Raw genomic sequence first — 16,996 nt, 5'->3', positions numbered from 1 at the left:
ACCACTCATCTGTTCCCTCTCCTGTGGGAGAGGGTTAGGGAGAGGGTAAAACTTTCAATGCACCACGATTTTTCCCTCTCCCCAGCCCTCTCCCAAAGGAGAGGGGGTTAGATTGCTGTATCTCAACGATTTCAGGCAATATTTTATTTTTGTAGGGTAGCGAAAGGCTGCCTGAAAACCAAATTTACATAAAATACCTAAAATAATCACAATCTTGTTACACTATTCACACCTTTCACTTCCGCCAAACTTGCCAATACGCGCGGCAATTCCTGCACCTGTTTCACTTCCAGTGTAAAGCGCATACTGGCTTCTAAATCCCGCGTGATGGTTTGCACGGCGGTAACATTCAATTTATGCCGCGCCAAAGTGTCCGACACATCGCGCAGCAAACCATTTCTGTCTTGCGCCCGAATTTCAATGTCAATGGCGAAAATTTGATTTGCCTGTTCAATTGCCCAGCTTGCAGGCAGCACTTTTTCGGGCGACTGCGCCGCCAAATGCTCAAAATCGCTGCAACTCTGCCGATGAATAGACACGCCCTTGTCGCGCGTAACAAAACCCACAATCAAATCAGGCGGCGCAGGTTTACAGCATTTTGCCAAATGGGTCAGCAAACCTGATTCGCCGTCCACCAACACGCCATTTTGATTAGACGATTGGATTTTGGATTTTTTCACAATACTGGTTTCCGAAATCGGCGTAGGCGGCGGCATCAGCAAAGCCCCAGCCGCTTTTTTAATCGCGCGAGTGGTCAATTCCCCATGCCCGATGGCCATATACAAATCGTCCAGCAGTTTGAAGCCCAATTTTTCGCACAATTGCTGTTGATTGGGTTTCGGATTGATTTTGCTGATGATTTTGTCAAACTGATTTTTACCTTCTTCGCGCAGCGTTTCCGCATTTTGTTGGCGAATATAGGCGCGAATTTTGTTGATGGCTTTACTGGATTTTACCCAGCCCTCGTGTAACCAGTTTACCGATGGCACACCTTCTTTGGCGGCAATGATTTCCACCCTTTGTCCATTTTCCAAATGCGTGGACAAAGGCACAATCTGCCCATCTACTTTCGCCCCCCGACAACGGTCGCCCAAATTGGTGTGCAATGCGTAGGCAAAATCAATCGGCGTTGAACCTTTCGGCAGCGTTAAAACTTTGCCGTGTGGGGTCAGCACATAAATGGTGTCGTTGAACAATTCGGTTTTAAATGCCGCCGCCAAATCTTGGGGACTGTTCTTTTTCGTGGGGGGCGTATCGGGATTGGGCGACTGGGTGGAATCTTCTGATTCTTCGTACTTGTCTAATAATTTACGCAAAGAAGCGATGGTTTTTTCGTATTCCTCATTGCTTTTGCCCCCTTCTTTGTAACGCCAGTGCGCCGCCACGCCGTATTCATTGAATGCGTGCATGTCTTTGGTGCGAATTTGCACTTCAATGCCCTTGTCTTCAGGCCCGACGATAACGGTGTGTAAACTCTTGTAACCATTGCCTTTTGGATTGGCAATATAATCATCAAACTCACCTGGAATCGGCTGAAACAGGCTGTGTACTATCCCCAGCGTGGTATAACATTCAGGCACCGTTTTGACCAAAATACGCACCGCCCGAATATCGTATAAACCGTCAAAATCCAGTTTTTTCTTGACCATTTTTTTATAAATGGAATAAATGTGTTTAGCACGCCCTGCCACATCGTATTCAATGCCAATTTGGTCTAATTCCGTGCGCAAAATCTGCAAAAAATGCTCAATATAGGCTTCCCGCTCTTCCCGTTTTTCGTCCAATAAATTGGCAATACGGCGATATTCATCAGGCTGCTGATGGCGAAAACCCAAATCTTCAAGCTGCCATTTTACTTGCCACACGCCCAAACGATTGGCAAGTGGCGCGAAAATATCCAGCGTTTCTTTGGCAACGGCGCGTTTGTGTGCGTTATCGTCTATATTGCCCAAATATTGCATGGTGCGTGTGCGCAATGCCAATTTAATCAACACCACGCGAATATCCGAAGCCATCGCCAACAGCATATTACGCATGGTTTCCGCTTGCACGGCGCGTTCTTCGGGGGTGGTGAGATTGTCCACTTTAGCAAAATCGGTGATTTTTTCCACTTCGTCCAAACCCGCCACCATCGTGCAAACTTTGGCACCACATTGTTCAGTAACGATTTTTTGCCAATCATCTAAATAATCCGAAATGTCGGTTAAGAGCGTAACCGCCACACTTTCGGGCAAAATATCCATTTCCGCCACCATTTTTGCCGCCGCCAACAAACGAGATAAAAGCGGCTCGCCACTTTTGCGCCCTTTGGCTTCGGGCGGATAATGTTGTTTGGCAAGCGCAAGGGCGTTGCGTAAAATGGTTTGGTCTTGCGGTTCTTGTTGTGTGATGTAGTTTTCAAGCCATTGTTTATTATTAGATAATTCAGTTGTCATGTGAAATACCCCATTTTGGAAGGATAAGGGATTGTATACAGTTTTTCTCTTTTAGGCAGCCTTTCGGTACACGACAATTTTTAATTTTACCAACAATTTGCCCCCTCCCCCGTTAGAGACGGGGAGGGGACAAGTTTGTAGTAATTTAAAAAAATTACCGTGTACTGAAAGGCAGCCTGAAATTTACCCCACATCGGTTTCATTTTCGCCTGCCAATGCTTTCAGGCAGCCTGCAAGCCCTGCAAACAAATTCTCCGTCAAATTCATAAACAAATCAGAACGATAGGGCGGTTCGGAATCAGGATTGCGCCCAAACACCAATTTCACTTCGGGATAATCTTCCTGTGCAAACCCTTTGTATCCATTGTGATAAATATTGGCGGCGGCGGCAATGGCACCATCATAATCCAGCCCATCTTGCCCTTTTTTCGGCGTGAACAATTTGTTTGCCGCCGCCAATTGCACACGCGGGAAAAAGGGTTGCGGCGCGGCGTGTCCTTGTTGATAAACACTTATCCACAAAGACAAAATTTCCTGCGCCAAGTCCTGCGCGAGTGGCGGCAAAGTCAGCACATTGGGCAATTGAATAAAATGCGTTTGGCGGCTTTCAGGCTGCCTGTCGTGTTCGGGGGTGGCGGCGCAGAAAATCACATGTTGCAGCAGCAATTCAATTTTATCGGCGGCGGATAAATTGCCATGTTCATTGAATTCATTGAGAAATTGCCCTGCGTAAATCACTTGTCCCACTTCATAATCATGATTCAAACGATAATTCAGGCAGCCTGAAACGCTGGGCAACACGCCACTACGCTCTGGTAAGGCTTTGCTGTACAACAATTTTCCGTCCAATGCCGCCGCTTGCGCCGCAAAATCACCTTGCGCCAACGCGCCCAATTCGCCCGCAGGCAACAAACTTTGCGCCGTCAATTCCGCCGCCACATCGTCAAATTGCCGATTGTGTCGCCGCGCGGAAACATAAGCGTCAGATAATAAACGCGTTTGCACGGGTGCAAAGGGTTCAGCCGCGTCCCATTCCATGCCAGCGTTGGGGGCTTGCCAATTCAGCGTGTTACGCAAATAGCTGCGAACGGGATTGCGCCAAAATTGAATAAAATCTTTTTGTTCAATCAAATAGCTAGCGTGTTCTGTGAAATCCGTTTCAGGCTGCCTGAAAAAATCCGCCACCGCGATTTTTTCCGCATTCAAAGCCGCCGCGTAATCGGTGCGACTGCTGTGCAGACTGCCTGAAAAATATTTCGGCGAAAAGGCTTGCAAAGGGTGCTGGGTCAGCCAATTGTCCAGCAAATCTTTGGACGACACGCCCACCATCTCCGCCACACAATCCACCAATTCATTGAGCAGCGTGGACGGTGTGCGTGGCTCATCGCTGCGTATGTCTTTGCCAATAAACGATAAATACAACACTTGTCGCGCTGATAACACCGCTTCCAAAAACAAATAACGGTCGTCATCGCGCCGCGCACGGTCGCCTTTTTTTGGGTGTTTGGCGATTAAATCAAAGCTCGCCGCTTTCGTGTTGCGCGGAAAATCGCCGTCATTCAAACCAATCAGCGCAATCATTTTGAACGGCAATGAACGCATCGGCACCATGCCGCAAAACGTTATCCCACCACGCAAAAAATGCGTTTCGTCCGCCGAATTCAAAAAGCGTTGAATGTGGGCAATTGCCGTGTCCTGCGTCAAAGATTGGGCAAAATCCGCCAATTCACTTTCTGCCACCCAGCGTGCAAGCGATTGTTCCAATTGGTAAATTGCTTCACGGTCATCATCGCTGGGGGCAAACACATTCGCCATCAAACGCCGAATGCGTTCCGCCCAGCCCGAAACATGGGTGGCAGCCTGCCATTCGCGCTGCGTTTGCGCCAGAGTACGCACCAAAGCGGTAAATTTGCTCAACACGTCCAAATGGTCGGGGCGGGTGTGCCACGCGCTGATGTTTTGCCATAAACCTTTGTTTTGTTTACTTTCAGGCAGCAGCCAACCCAAAATCAGCCGCTCCAAACCCTGTTGCCATGTAAACAAACGCTGCGAATCGCCAAATTTCGCCCGTTGCGCCGAATCCGCGCCCCAATGAATATTCAATTTGGCAATTGTGTCGTGCAATAAAAGCAAATCTTCTCTTGTTAAATCAAAGCGTTGTAAGACTGTTTCGCTGTCTAGCAAGGGCAATAATTTATCCACTTCAAAACGGCTGTTCAACAGCGACAAAGTTTGCTCCAAAGCATACAAAAGTGGCTGGCGGCGCGACAATTTCACATCAGACAAGGAATAGGGCAAAGCCTGACCGCTACCCGTTTGTTGCCCAAACACGGCATGAATATAAGGCGCGTATGGCTCAATATGCGGCGTGAGTATGGCGATGTCGTGTGGCTGCCAATCCTTGTTTTGTTCTAATAAAACAAGGATTTGGTCTTTTAAAATTTGCAATTCGCGCAAAGGGCTGTGTGCGCTGTGGATTTGAATGCTGCGGTCTTTGGTTTGCAGATGTTTTAAAACAGTTTCTGTTGTTAAATCATGGTTTTGCAAATAATCGCTGTCTTCAGGCAGCGTTTGGGTTTGCAGATTTTTTTGCAATTCGTGCAACAGGCAGCCTGAAAATGCCGCCGTGTCATACGAATTCACATCTATGCCAATTTGCGCTTCCGACAAAGCGTCAAAAAAATCACGCCCTTGTTTGCCCAAAGAAGCGAGTAGTGGGTGTCCCTGTAAACTCAAATCGGGTTCTTCCGATTGATTTAAAATTTTTGCTGGTTCAATCACTTGTCCCCAATACAATTCGCTGGGATTGAGCGCGAAAATATGCACTTCACGCGTTTTCGCCAAACGTATCAGTAATTCCAGATACATTGGCGCAAGCGTGGCAATGCCAAACACGAAAAAGCGTTCAGGCAGCCATTCGGGTGGATTATCCAAATGTTTCATCAGGTTATGCCACAATTCCACGCGGTGCGGCGCGGATTGTCGCCCATCGTCCAAATATCGCCACAATTGCGCTTGCCAGATTTGCTCGTCCGATACGCCGTCCACCAATTGCCCCGCGTGCCACGTTTCAATCCAATGGGGGCGATACACCAAATATTGGTCAAACACGTCTGCCAATTGCCCTGCCAATTGATAGGCGGCGTATTCGCCATTGTCCAAATAGCTGTGCAATACTTCTCGGGCAGCCTGAAAATCTGCGCCCTGAAATTCGGGCGATTGAAACAACGCCAGCAGTCGCCAGCGCATGACTTCCGTGTCAAATGGGTTTAATTCGGGCGTGTCGGGCATGGTTTCGCGCATTAAACGAAAGCTCAAACCCGCAGGCAGACTGAATTGAATATTCGCCGCTATGCCTTGTTTTTTCGCCAAAAATTGATTGATAAAACGGCGCATGCCCTGACTTTGCACCACAATTTGTTCGGGTGCGAGCGGCGATTGAAGCGGCGCAACTTGGTGCAGGGTTGCCAGCATATCGGCAAGGTCTTCTAGGCGATTGGATTGGTAGAGATGGAGCATATTGATGGGCAAAGTCGGGACAATAATTCAGAATTATACGCTCAAATTTTCAGGCAGCCTGAAATGGGATTTCATCTAAATAAAACAATATTTGCCTATCCCAAAAATATCTAAAAACAATCCATCTTGAATTATGACGTAATAAGCTATATCTTACGCTTTGTAGTTTTTTATAGATTTTAATTTTTTTAAGGAAAGAATCAAATGAGCGATAAAATCGTACACGTTACCGACGCCACTTTTGAAGCGGAAGTTTTGCAAGCCAATGTGCCTGTGTTGTTGGACTTTTGGGCACCATGGTGTGGTCCATGCAAAATGATTGCGCCTGTGCTGGATGAATTAGCAGAAGAATTTGGCGGTAATGTGAAAATCGCCAAAATGAATGTTGATGAAAATCAAGCCATTCCCGCACAATTTGGCGTGCGTGGCATTCCTACCCTGATTGTGTTCAAAGACGGTAAACCTGCGGCAACCAAAGTAGGCGCGTTGGCGAAAAACCAATTGGCGGCATTTGTGAATGCGTCTATTGCTTAATTATTAAGCACATACAATTCAGGCAGCCTGAAAATCATTTTTCAGGCTGCCTTTCATTACCCTACAAATTTTTGTCTACCACTCATCTGTTCCCTCTCCTGTGGTAGAGGGTTAGGGAGAGGGTAAAACTTTCAATGCACCACGATTTTTCCCTCTCCCAAAGGAGAGGGGGTTAGATTGCAATATCTCAACGATTTCAGGCAATATTTTATTTTTGTAGGGTAGCGAAAGGCTGCCTGAATATTATTTTACGATTTTATTTTACGCTTCTACGGGAATAATGCCAATTTTCGCTTGCCATTGTTTCGGCGCGACATCGTGAACCGATTTGCCTTTGCTGTCCACAGCCACAGTTACGGGCATGTCTTTCACTTCAAATTCGTAAATCGCTTCCATGCCCAAATCTTCAAACGCCACCACTTTGGCGTTTTTAATCGCTTTGGCAACCAAATACGCCGCGCCGCCCGTTGCCATCAAATACACCGCTTGGTGGTCGGCAATGGCTTGGCAAGCCGCTTCGCCGCGTTCCGATTTGCCAATCATGCCCAGCAAACCTGTTTCTTCCAACATTTGGCGCGTGAATTTGTCCATGCGCGTGGCGGTGGTCGGGCCAGCAGGGCCTACGACTTCATCGCGTACAGGGTCCACAGGACCCACGTAGTAAATCATTTTGTTGGTGAAATCCACGGGCAGTTTTTCGCCTTTGTTCAACATATCCACCATGCGTTTGTGGGCGGCATCGCGTCCCGTCAAAATTTTGCCGTTGAGCAACAAGACATCGCCCATTTTCCATTGCGCCACGTCTTCTTTGGTCAAATTGTCCAAGTCCACGCGAATGCCGTTGTCGGGGCTGTATGTGATGTCGGGCCAGTCTTCCAAACTTGGGGCTTCCAAATTCGCCGCGCCTGTGCCGTCCAATTCAAATTCAACGTGGCGCGTGGCGGCGCAGTTCGGAATCATCGCTACGGGTTTACTTGCCGCGTGGGTCGGATAATCCAAAATTTTCACGTCCAACACGGTGGTCAAGCCACCCAAACCTTGTGCGCCAATGCCCAGCGCGTTCACTTTTTCAAACAATTCCAAGCGCAATTTTTCTACCGTGTTCAATTCCGCGCCCGAAGCGGCTTTTTCTTGCAATTCGTGAATATCCACGTGCGACATCAGGCTTTCTTTTGCCATCAACATGGCTTTTTCGGGTGTACCGCCAATGCCAATGCCCAAAATGCCGGGGGGACACCAGCCCGCACCCATAGTTGGAATGGTTTTGATGACCCAATCCACAATGCTGTCGGACGGATTCAACATCGCCGCTTTGGATTTGTTTTCCGAGCCGCCGCCTTTTGCCGCGCAGGTAACGTGAACTTTGTCGCCCGCCACCACTTCCATGTGAACAACGGCTGGGGTGTTGTCTTTGGTGTTGATGCGTTTGCCAGCAGGGTCTGCCAACACGGACGCGCGCAACACATTGTCGGGGTGGGTGTAGGCGCGGCGCACGCCTTCATTGACCATGTCTTGCACACTCATGGTTGCGTCCCATTGCACGTTCATGCCGATTTTCAAAAATACGGTGGCAATGCCTGTGTCTTGGCAGATGGGGCGTTTGCCTTCGGCGCACATGCGGCTGTTTACCAAGATTTGTGTCATCGCGTCTTTGGCGGCGGGGTTTTCTTCGCGCTCCAAAGCTTTGGTCAGGGCTTGGATATAATCTTTGGGGTGGTAGTAGCTGATGAATTGGAATGCGTCAGCAATGCTTTGAATGAAATCTTCTTGTTTGATAATGGTCATGGTTGCTTACCTTTTGTTTTTTTGGGAAATGCGTTTCAGGCTGCCTGAAACACGCAGCACAAATTTTAGCATGATTATTTTCAGTCCATTATGATAATCATCAAGATAGAATCATCAGGCAGCCTGAAAGCAATTTCCCCCAAAAACAAAGATTTGTTTTTGGGGGAAAGATATTGATTTAATTAAATAATAAAATCAGTTACTTATTTATCTTTACGGCTCATAAATTTATTAAAATGCTTTTGTTGTTCTTCTTGGAACTGTTTTTGCTGTTCGGCGGTCAAAACTTGGAAAATCGCATGGCGTTTTTTCAACATTTGCAATTCACGTTCAGCGTGTTTGCGTTCCATATTCAAGCGTTCTTGTTGGCGTTCCACAATCATTTGGCGGGCGGCTGCTTCGTCAAAAGTGGGGCTGTTCATTAATTTTTGTTCGGCGGCGCGGCGGGCTTGCATTTTTTGTTTGAAATCGGTGAAATCTTTTTTTGCTTCACGAGTGGGTTTATCTGCTTCTACGATGGCTTTGATTTTCGCTTTTTGCGCGTCAGACAAATTCAATTTTTCAAAACCGCGTGGCAAATCAGAATGTTTGCCGTCGTGATGACGCATTATTTTGCCGTGTTTGTGTTCGCCGTGTTTGGGGGTGGTTTGATTGTCCGTGCTGTTGGCGGCGACAGCCACGCCTGCGGTGGTCATCAAAACTAAAGTAGCGATGGTTAATTTTTTCATTTGTGTATCCTTCTGTTTGTCGTTGATTGAAGACCCGAATGATACGCCAATTGATGTTAAACGATTTTTTGCTGCGGTAAAGATTGCGTAAATACTTCAGGCAGCCTGAAAAAACGCAAATCCTTATTTTGTCAAATCATTTGTGAAATTTGTTGGCGAAAATATTTAAATTTTGCCAACAATATTATACAATTAGCGACAATTTGTGTCTTTTTGGGTACAATCAAATTATCCAAAACGCAACACTTTCCCCCAAAAACCCTTTTTCAGGCAGCCTGAAACCGTGAATCCACAACTTTCCCTAGATTTTGACGAACCCAGCTACCCACGTTTTGACCAGCTATTAGGCAATTCAAACGCCGAACTCATCTATTTTTTGCAACAAGAACATGACCAATTCATCTATATTTGGGGCGAAAAAGGTGCAGGCAAAAGCCATATTCTGCAAGCATGGGTTGGACAAGCCGTGCAAGCTGGACACCGTGCTGTGTACATAGATGCCAGCAAAACCAGCTTATCGGATAATTTGGTCGCGCGCGCCGAATATGTGGCGATAGACCAAATTGAAAAATTGCGCCCCAAAGAACAAACTGTTTTATTTAATTTATTCAATACTTTCCGTAATTCACGGCAGGGGCATTTATTGCTCGCGTCTGATTTTCACTCATCTAAATTGAATTTGCGTGAAGATTTGCGTACCCGCGTGGCGTATTGCTTGGCGTATGAAGTGCAGCCCTTGAGTCGCCCCGAAAAAATCCAAGCCCTATACCATCTCGCCAAAACCCGACAAATTACCATAGATTCCCGAATTTATGCTTATTTGCACGACCATTGGCGGCAGGACATGAGCAGTTTATTGTCTATGTTCAATGACTTAATTGCCTATTCGGTAACGATGGGCAAACCGCTTACCCTTCATCTGGTAAAACAACTTTTAAAACAACAGGATAATCATGACTAATCTCGCCATTTTTGATTTAGACCACACACTCATCAACACCGACAGCGACAACGCCTTTCCCAAATTCCTGATTGAAAAAGGATTAATGGACGCAGATTACGCCAATGCCAAAAACGAGCAATTTTACCGCGATTACCAAGCAGGCTGCCTGAAAGTGGAAGATTTTGTTCGCTTTGAAATTGAGCCGCTCGCGCCGTTTAATAAAACTGAATTAGCCGAATTACATCAAGAGTTTATCCAAAAATACATCGTGCCGAACATCACCCAAATGGCAAAAATGCTGGTGGAAAGCCACCGTCAAGCAGGCGATACGCTGTTGGTGATTTCGTCCACCAATGAATACATTATCACGCCGATTTGCCAATTATTCGGCATTGACCATGTAATTGGCACGCGTTTGGAAACCGATGAGCGTGGGTATTTCACGGGCGGCGTGGTGGGGACGCCCAGTTTGCGTGAAGGTAAAATCACGCGTTTACACGAATGGTTGGCGGCGCGTGGCGAGCAGTTAAGCGATTATCAGAAAACGTATTTTTACAGCGATTCCAAAAACGATTTGCCGCTTTTGGAAGTGGTGGACGAGCCTGTGGCAGTGAACCCCGATGAAGTATTGGCGGCGGTGGCGAAAGAGCGCGGTTGGGCGATTTTGAATTTTGCGTAAATTTCAGGCAGCCTGAAAAAATCAAAAGGGTTAAACCAAAAAGTTTAACCCTTTTTTTAATCAATTTATTGATTCAATCAATGAGAAATTATTTCATGTTGTTTTCAGCATCAATCAAAGAGCGACGAGCCAAAGCCAAGTTAGATTTAGAGCGATCCAATACAGAGTACAAGAACAAGCCATCTTGGCGAGTCAAAGGACGCAACAAGTGGTATTGTTTGCCCAATGTAATCAAGATGTCTTCAATAGAATCTTTCAAACCCAGCATTTGCATGGTTTTCATTTTGGCGCGTACCACTTCTGTGTTACCAGCAGCAGCGATTTCCAAATCAATCGCAGCAGAGCCGCCACCAGCCAACAACATGCCGCTAGAGAAGTCTACAACAGCAGCAGCCAAAGCACCATCAACATTCAACATTTCAGATACGGTTTTATCGTAGTTCATAAGAAACTCCAAAATAAGTGATTAAAAAATTGCGATAAACTTCGGGTAGTCTAAAGCACGAATGCAATACGCTTGCCATGCGGATTACCAGGTTCCCACTTGTCGGTCGGTATGATGGATTGACCGACTTGTTTTGCTGCCTAGAAATTGCAGGGGTATGCAATCTTGAGCGTACAACCCAACGGTTACCAGGTTCCCACTCGTTAGCTATAATTAATTGTTGCTAACTCATTTTGCTGCCTAGAAACTTGAGTATATTATAGGGTCTAATTCGTTTTTGGTAAAGATGTTAAGTTGGGGTTTTTATGTAATGACAACCATCAAATTTAACTGTAAATAATCACTTCAGGCTGCCTGAAAATGTTTTTTTTGAAATAAGGAATCTGAAATGGACACCTATTTGAGTATGAAAGTTTTTTGCCAAGTAGTACAAAGTGGTAGTTTTACTAAAGCCGCCGATTTGCTGGATTTATCGGTGCCGATGACCAGCAAGCATGTTTCGCATCTGGAAAAAATGGTACAGGCGCAATTGCTCTATCGCAATAATCGGCAATTGAAATTAACGGAACAGGGTGAAACTTATTATCATGAATGCGCTCTGGCTTTGGAAATTTTGCAACAAGCCGCCGATGTGGCAAGCGCAGGTTTAACGCGTCCTAGTGGTGTGTTGCGCGTGAGTGTGCCGTTGTGGTTTTCGTGCGACACGTTTGCGCAGGTGGTGGCGAGTTATGAGCGGCGTTATCCTGATGTGGAGCTGGTGTTGAGTTTAACCAATCGTCATGTGGATTTAAACGGCGATGGGGAAGACATTGCGCTGCGCTTGTCTCATCAATTGCCCGATAATTTGATTGCGCGAAAATTAACGCAATTGTCGTTTTATTTGCTTGCCGCGCCTGAATATATTGAGCAATTTGGGCAGCCTGAAACACCAGCAGATTTGGTGAACCATCGCGCTATTTTGCCGTCTTACACGGATATGTCGCAAACGGAAGTGTGGCGCGATGGCGTGAAAACGTATTTGCAAATGAACCCAAGCATGCGCAGCAACAACACACACATGATAGCCGCACTCATTCGCGCTGGCGCAGGGATAGGTTATATGCCCGAGTGGTTGGCGCAAGACGATTTGGCTTTGGGGCGACTGGTGCGCGTGTTGCCCGACTATGAGTGGAAACCCACGCCGCTTTATGCGGTGTATGCCAATCGTCAATTTATGAATGCGCGGGTGCGTAGTTTTATTGATTTTTTGGTGGAATATTTCAGCGATACGCCCTTACCCGAGCATATTCAGGCAGCCTGAAATGTAATTTAGCAACATAAAACTGCGGTTTGCTTGACCCAAATCAAGCAGTATTCATATTCACAAATCTTAACAAAAGTATGGATTTTACCGCCTATTGCCAAATCCCTATAAAAAATAGGGGGATATGAAATAAGATGAAATCTTGTTTTCACAATGTTTTTTTATTTTCAGGCTGCCTGAAAATATGAAAACGGGTGTTTGGACAATAGGTGGTGGGTCTTTTCATTATTGTTTATACAAATCAATTTATTAACTTAAATTAACTTAATCATACAAAATTTAATCTTTTCAGGCTGCCTAAATTTTTCTTACATGAAATTACAGTTCTAAAGGCGTAAAATTCGCGCATTCAAATCAAAAACAATATTTTAGGAACACAAAATGTCGGAAAAATATCATTTGGTAATAGACGGCTTGAATGTAGAAGCCGATAAAAACAGCACGATTATTCAGGCACTTGCCAAAGCAGGTAATGCAATTACCAAAAATGTGGGTTGCATGGGGCAGGGCGTGTGTGGTTCTTGCCGTTGCTTGGTGCGCAAGGAGGGGGAGCGTACGGTTACCACTGCGTTGGCTTGCGAAACGCCAATTGAAGAGGGTATGCAAGTGAGTTTTATTGACTATTTTTTGCCCAGCCACATTCATTATTATGATTTGGAAAACGTGGGCGATGGCTGGAATTGGTTGGACGACACGGCGGCTTTATTCCCTGAATCGCAACATTGTCGCCATTGTGGTGGCTGCGATGCGGCTTGCCCGAAACATTTGCAGGTACAAAATGGGGTGGCGCAAGTGGTGGCGGGCGATTTTGGCGCGGCGGCGCACACGTTTGATGAATGCGTGATGTGTAATTTGTGTACGTTGGCTTGCCCTGAAAATATTCGCCCGAATCATTTGGGTTTGTATGCACGCCGCATGACTACGGCGCGAAGTTTACGACCTGTGGATTTGATGCGCCGTTTGCAGGAAATTGATAGTGGTGCAATGAAGGTGGATATTCAGGCTGCCTGAAACCAAATTAACCCAACATATTTCAAAAAAGACAACCCAAAATGACAACAATACAAGGTATTCCCTACGAAACAGCGTTGGCAAATCTGCGCGCTAAAACGCCCGAATTAAACAACACGCTGCCTGAAAAAGACATTTTATTGAAAAACTTTCATCCTGATTATTCTGATGGGGCGCGGGTAAAATTAGCAGTGGGGGCAAATGCGGGTGATTTTTGCCACCCTGATTTGGCGAAATTACTGATTTCCCAGCCTTTGATTGAAGATTATGATTTGGCAGGCGCGGAAAATGTGCGCACCGATGTACTCGTGATTGGCGGCGGTGGCGCGGGTGCAACGGTGGCTTTGACGGCGGCACACGATGGCGCGAAAGTCATCATGGCAAACAAATTACGCATTGGCGACAGCAATACGGTGATGGCGGAAGGTGGCATTCAGGCTGCCGTAGGCGCGGACGACAGCCTGCAACGCCATTTTGACGACACGTTTAAAGGCGGACACCAAGCAGCAAACAAGGAATTGGTGGCGCAAATGGTAACGGACGCACCGAGTGCGATTCGTTGGCTGATTGGTTTGGGCATGGATTTTGATGTGCAAAATGGCGACAAAAACGGCTATCTGGTTCGCAAAAAAGCAGGTGGCACCACCGCGCAACGCATTTTGTGTCATCGAGATTTCACGGGTTTGGAAATGATGAAAGTGTTGCGCGAAGCCGTTGAACTTGAAAAAAACATTACCCAATTAAATCGCCACCCTGCGGTGGAATTGTTGTCCGATGAACACGGTCGCTGTGTGGGTGCGGTGTTGTATGATTTGGAACGCCGCCGTTTGATGACGGTACACGCCAAAGCGGTGGTGTTGGCAACTGGCGGTTCGGGGCGTTTGCATTTACAAGGTTTTGCCACGTCCAATCACTATGGCGCAACGGCAGACGGGCTGGTGTTGGCGTATCGCATGGGCGCGAAATTGCGCGATGTGGACAGTTTTCAATACCACCCCACAGGTGTGGCGCACCCACCGCACATGGCGGGTGCCTTGATTTCCGAAGCCACGCGCTCGGCTGGCACCAAATTGGTCAATGGTTTGGGCGAGCGATTTGTGGACGAATTGCAACCGCGTGATGTGGTTGCCGCCGCCATTTTGCGTGAAGTGCGCGAAGGTCGCGGCGTGGAACGTGATGGACAAGTGGGCGTATTTTTAGACACCCCACGCATTATCGCCGAGCAGCCTGATATTTTAAAACGCTTGGTTACGCTGGGACACGTCGCGCACAAATGCGGCGTTCACCCCGAAAGCGAGCCGCTCATCATTCACCCCACTTTGCATTACCAAAATGGTGGCATTGAAATCAACGGCAATGGTGAAACCTGCGTCAAAGGCTTGTATGCGGTGGGCGAAGTAACGGGCGGTATTCACGGGCGCAACCGTTTGATGGGCAATGCCTTGTTGGACATCATCAGCTTTGGGCGCAGAACAGGCGCGGCGGTAGCGAAAGTGGCGCAAACCGAGTTGCCCTACAAAGGTCGCGGCGGCTTATCGCACATTTACCATTTTCAACGCGCCATGCAAAAAGCAGGCGTGAAATCCGACATCAAAGCCCCCGTGTTGTACCCCAATTATGGGCATTTTGATTTACAAGAACACGCTGGGAAATATTGCGTGATTGCGTAATTTTTTCAGGCAGCCTGAATTTTTGGGGCGTAAACGTGGCGTATCGCCGCCACACCCACTCTTCGTGTGGTGGACACCAACGTGTTGTGCTTCGTAGCCCAAGTGGTTTGCGTGGGTTTGCCCCAAATGTAGGGTGCGCTGTGCGCACCAAATGCTTGGAATCATTGGAATATGGTGGTGTGTTTGGTGCGCACGGCGCACCCTACCGTTATTTTTCAGGCAGCCTGAAAAATGTCCCACCTAAAAACTCACCAAATAAAACAAGAGAATCATCAATATGAACACCGAACTCAACCAAATATTGCTTCACCCCAGCCGCCTAGTCGGTGCAGATTTACCAGCGTGGCTGCAAGTGGGCGGTGGTGCAGGTTTGCGCAACGCTTTGGCGCACCCCGACCAAATCATCAACACCCTAGAAGCCGCAGGTTTGGGCGGCATGGGCGGCGCAGGTTTCCCCACCCACCGCAAATGGCAAGCCATGGCAGAAGCCCCCAGCGACAACGGCGACCGCTACATTGTCTGCAACGCCAACGAAGACGAACCTGGGACATTCAAAGACTGCTATTTGCTGGAACACACGCCCCATCAAGTATTGGAAGGTGCATTGATTGCCGCAGTTGCCACCCGCGCCAATCATGTGATTATGTATATTAATCCACATTTAAGCGAATCGCTCGCCAACACCCGCGCCGCTATTGCACAATGGCAACAGCATGAATTATTTAAACAAATTGAACAATATTTAGGCAAACCCTTGTCGGTGAACGTGGTAGAATCGTCTGGGCGATACATTGGTGGCGAAGAAACGGCGGTGATTTCATGGTTAAATGGCGGTTTTCCATTTCCCCAATTCAAACCGCCCTATCCATTCCAAAAAGGTGTGGCAGGTGCACCCACTTTATTAAATAACACGGAAACCTTTGCCAATGTGCCGCATATTTTGCGTGAAGGCGCAGATTGGTATCGCGCTTTGGGACGTGCCAATGGGGTGGGGACGAAATTGTATTCCCTATCGGGCGATGTGTTGAACCCTGGTTTATATGAATTGCCGATGGGCATTACTTTGCGCGAACTGATTGATGTGTATGGTGGCGGCATGTTGGAAGGTCGCGCATTCAAAGCGGTGTTTACGGGTGGACCTTCCAACACACTTTTGACGGCGAAAGATTTGGACGTGCCATTGGATTTTGTCTCTGTGAAAGAACGCCATTCCAGCTTGGGAACGGGCGCGATGATTGTGATTTCCGAAGGCACAAGCGTGGTACGCAAAGTGGCGGAATACATTCAATTTTTTGCTGATAATTCTTGCGGTCAATGCCCACCGTGTAAAGGCGGCACATTCCAATTAGCCCGACTGGTGGAACGCGTGGACAATGGTATCAGTACCGATGAAGATTTGCGTGCTTTACAAAATTTGGTGAACATTATGCCTGGGGGTGGACGTTGTGGCTTGATTACGGGGGCGGCGACGGTGGTGGCAAGTTCCATGCGAGTGTTTCCAATAGAATTTGGTTTGGCGACGGAATAGGTTTCAGGCTGCCTTTCAGTACACGACAAAAATCTTTCAGGCTGCCTGTAACCTGTCCCCTCTCCCGCTTGCGGGGGAGGGTTAGGGTGCAGACTTGCCAAGTTCTTCGTAGGTCGGATACTTGTATCCGACATTTTCAGACGAAACCACAAGTTTTGTCGGATACAAGTATCCGACCTACGCGGTATGAAATTTAAGAACTTGGCAGGTCTGGGGTTAGGGTGGGGGTTCGTTGATTTTCAAGACAATTAATTTATTCCACAAATTTTCCCCCACCCTAGCCCTTCCCCGTTGGAGACGGGGGAGGGGACAGGTTTGTGGTTATTTCAAAAAATTGTCGTGTACTGAAAGGCTGCCTGAAAATATAGGAGTTTGTAAAAATTCTTGTTAGGCAGCCTGAAATCAAATCAACAAAA

Annotated in this window: 13 protein-coding genes; 8 read left to right on the top strand and 5 right to left on the bottom strand. The window is 47.2% G+C overall.

The window, feature by feature from the left end; genetic code table 11:
• Nucleotides 1-206 precede the first annotated feature (206 nt).
• Nucleotides 207-2,435 (bottom strand): RelA/SpoT family protein, encoded by a 2,229-nt coding sequence (locus Q338_RS08355; protein WP_034294152.1) that lies wholly within the window; start codon nucleotides 2,433-2,435, stop codon nucleotides 207-209.
• Between the two features lie 183 nt (nucleotides 2,436-2,618).
• Nucleotides 2,619-5,954 carry an exodeoxyribonuclease V subunit gamma gene (recC, locus tag Q338_RS08350; protein ID WP_034294150.1) on the bottom strand — a complete coding sequence of 1,112 codons (3,336 nt, stop codon included), beginning with the start codon at nucleotides 5,952-5,954 and terminating at the stop codon, nucleotides 2,619-2,621.
• A gap of 204 nt (nucleotides 5,955-6,158) precedes the next feature.
• Here recC and trxA point away from each other — a divergent pair, with 204 nt between their 5' ends.
• Nucleotides 6,159-6,488 (top strand): thioredoxin TrxA, encoded by a 330-nt coding sequence (gene trxA / locus Q338_RS08345; protein ID WP_034294148.1) that lies wholly within the window; start codon nucleotides 6,159-6,161, stop codon nucleotides 6,486-6,488.
• Nucleotides 6,489-6,749: 261 nt separating this feature from the next.
• Here the strand turns inward: trxA and Q338_RS08340 are convergent, their stop codons facing one another.
• Together Q338_RS08340 and Q338_RS08335 are read right to left on the bottom strand one after the other, a co-directional pair.
• Entirely contained in the window at nucleotides 6,750-8,273 is a 1,524-nt protein-coding gene (locus tag Q338_RS08340) for a fumarate hydratase (protein WP_034294146.1), read from the bottom strand.
• Nucleotides 8,274-8,476: 203 nt separating this feature from the next.
• Nucleotides 8,477-9,001, bottom strand: coding sequence for a Spy/CpxP family protein refolding chaperone (locus Q338_RS08335; protein WP_034294145.1), 525 nt, complete (start codon nucleotides 8,999-9,001; stop codon nucleotides 8,477-8,479).
• 283 nt (nucleotides 9,002-9,284) lie between these two features.
• Between Q338_RS08335 and Q338_RS08330 the strand changes: the two genes are divergently transcribed.
• Nucleotides 9,285-9,962 carry an HdaA/DnaA family protein gene (locus Q338_RS08330; protein ID WP_034294142.1) on the top strand — a complete coding sequence of 226 codons (678 nt, stop codon included), beginning with the start codon at nucleotides 9,285-9,287 and terminating at the stop codon, nucleotides 9,960-9,962.
• Nucleotides 9,955-10,623, top strand: coding sequence for a histidinol-phosphatase (locus Q338_RS08325; protein ID WP_034294140.1), 669 nt, complete (start codon nucleotides 9,955-9,957; stop codon nucleotides 10,621-10,623). The genes Q338_RS08330 and Q338_RS08325 overlap by 8 nt, the downstream gene beginning before the upstream one ends.
• A gap of 88 nt (nucleotides 10,624-10,711) precedes the next feature.
• On the opposite strand, the gene Q338_RS08320 is transcribed toward Q338_RS08325, so the two are convergent.
• Nucleotides 10,712-11,068 carry a hypothetical protein gene (locus tag Q338_RS08320; RefSeq protein WP_034294137.1) on the bottom strand — a complete coding sequence of 119 codons (357 nt, stop codon included), beginning with the start codon at nucleotides 11,066-11,068 and terminating at the stop codon, nucleotides 10,712-10,714.
• 388 nt (nucleotides 11,069-11,456) lie between these two features.
• Between Q338_RS08320 and Q338_RS08315 the strand changes: the two genes are divergently transcribed.
• The 5 genes from Q338_RS08315 to Q338_RS08295 all read left to right on the top strand — a co-directional run bounded on the left by Q338_RS08315 (nucleotide 11,457) and on the right by Q338_RS08295 (nucleotide 16,580).
• A complete protein-coding gene (locus tag Q338_RS08315) occupies nucleotides 11,457-12,368 on the top strand; it encodes a LysR family transcriptional regulator (protein ID WP_034294135.1) in 912 nt (303 codons plus the stop codon).
• A 384-nt stretch (nucleotides 12,369-12,752) separates the two neighbouring features.
• Nucleotides 12,753-13,382 carry a 2Fe-2S iron-sulfur cluster-binding protein gene (locus Q338_RS08310; protein ID WP_034294133.1) on the top strand — a complete coding sequence of 210 codons (630 nt, stop codon included), beginning with the start codon at nucleotides 12,753-12,755 and terminating at the stop codon, nucleotides 13,380-13,382.
• A 41-nt stretch (nucleotides 13,383-13,423) separates the two neighbouring features.
• The gene (locus Q338_RS08305; RefSeq protein WP_034294131.1) at nucleotides 13,424-15,052 is read left to right on the top strand and encodes an FAD-binding protein; all 1,629 of its coding nucleotides are present in this window, start codon (nucleotides 13,424-13,426) and stop codon (nucleotides 15,050-15,052) included.
• Complete coding sequence (locus tag Q338_RS14520; protein ID WP_115723616.1) at nucleotides 15,037-15,333, top strand: hypothetical protein; 297 nt, start codon at nucleotides 15,037-15,039, stop codon at nucleotides 15,331-15,333. Before Q338_RS08305 ends, Q338_RS14520 begins: the two co-directional genes overlap by 16 nt.
• Entirely contained in the window at nucleotides 15,330-16,580 is a 1,251-nt protein-coding gene (locus tag Q338_RS08295) for a complex I 51 kDa subunit family protein (RefSeq protein ID WP_034294127.1), read from the top strand. The genes Q338_RS14520 and Q338_RS08295 overlap by 4 nt, the downstream gene beginning before the upstream one ends.
• The last annotated feature ends 416 nt before the right edge of the window (nucleotides 16,581-16,996 follow it).

The sequence above is a fragment of the Alysiella crassa DSM 2578 genome, assembly GCF_000745955.1.
GTDB lineage: Bacteria > Pseudomonadota > Gammaproteobacteria > Burkholderiales > Neisseriaceae > Simonsiella > Simonsiella crassa.
Note: the sequence above shows the minus strand (reverse complement) of the source record. Positions and strands in the feature narration are given on the sequence as shown.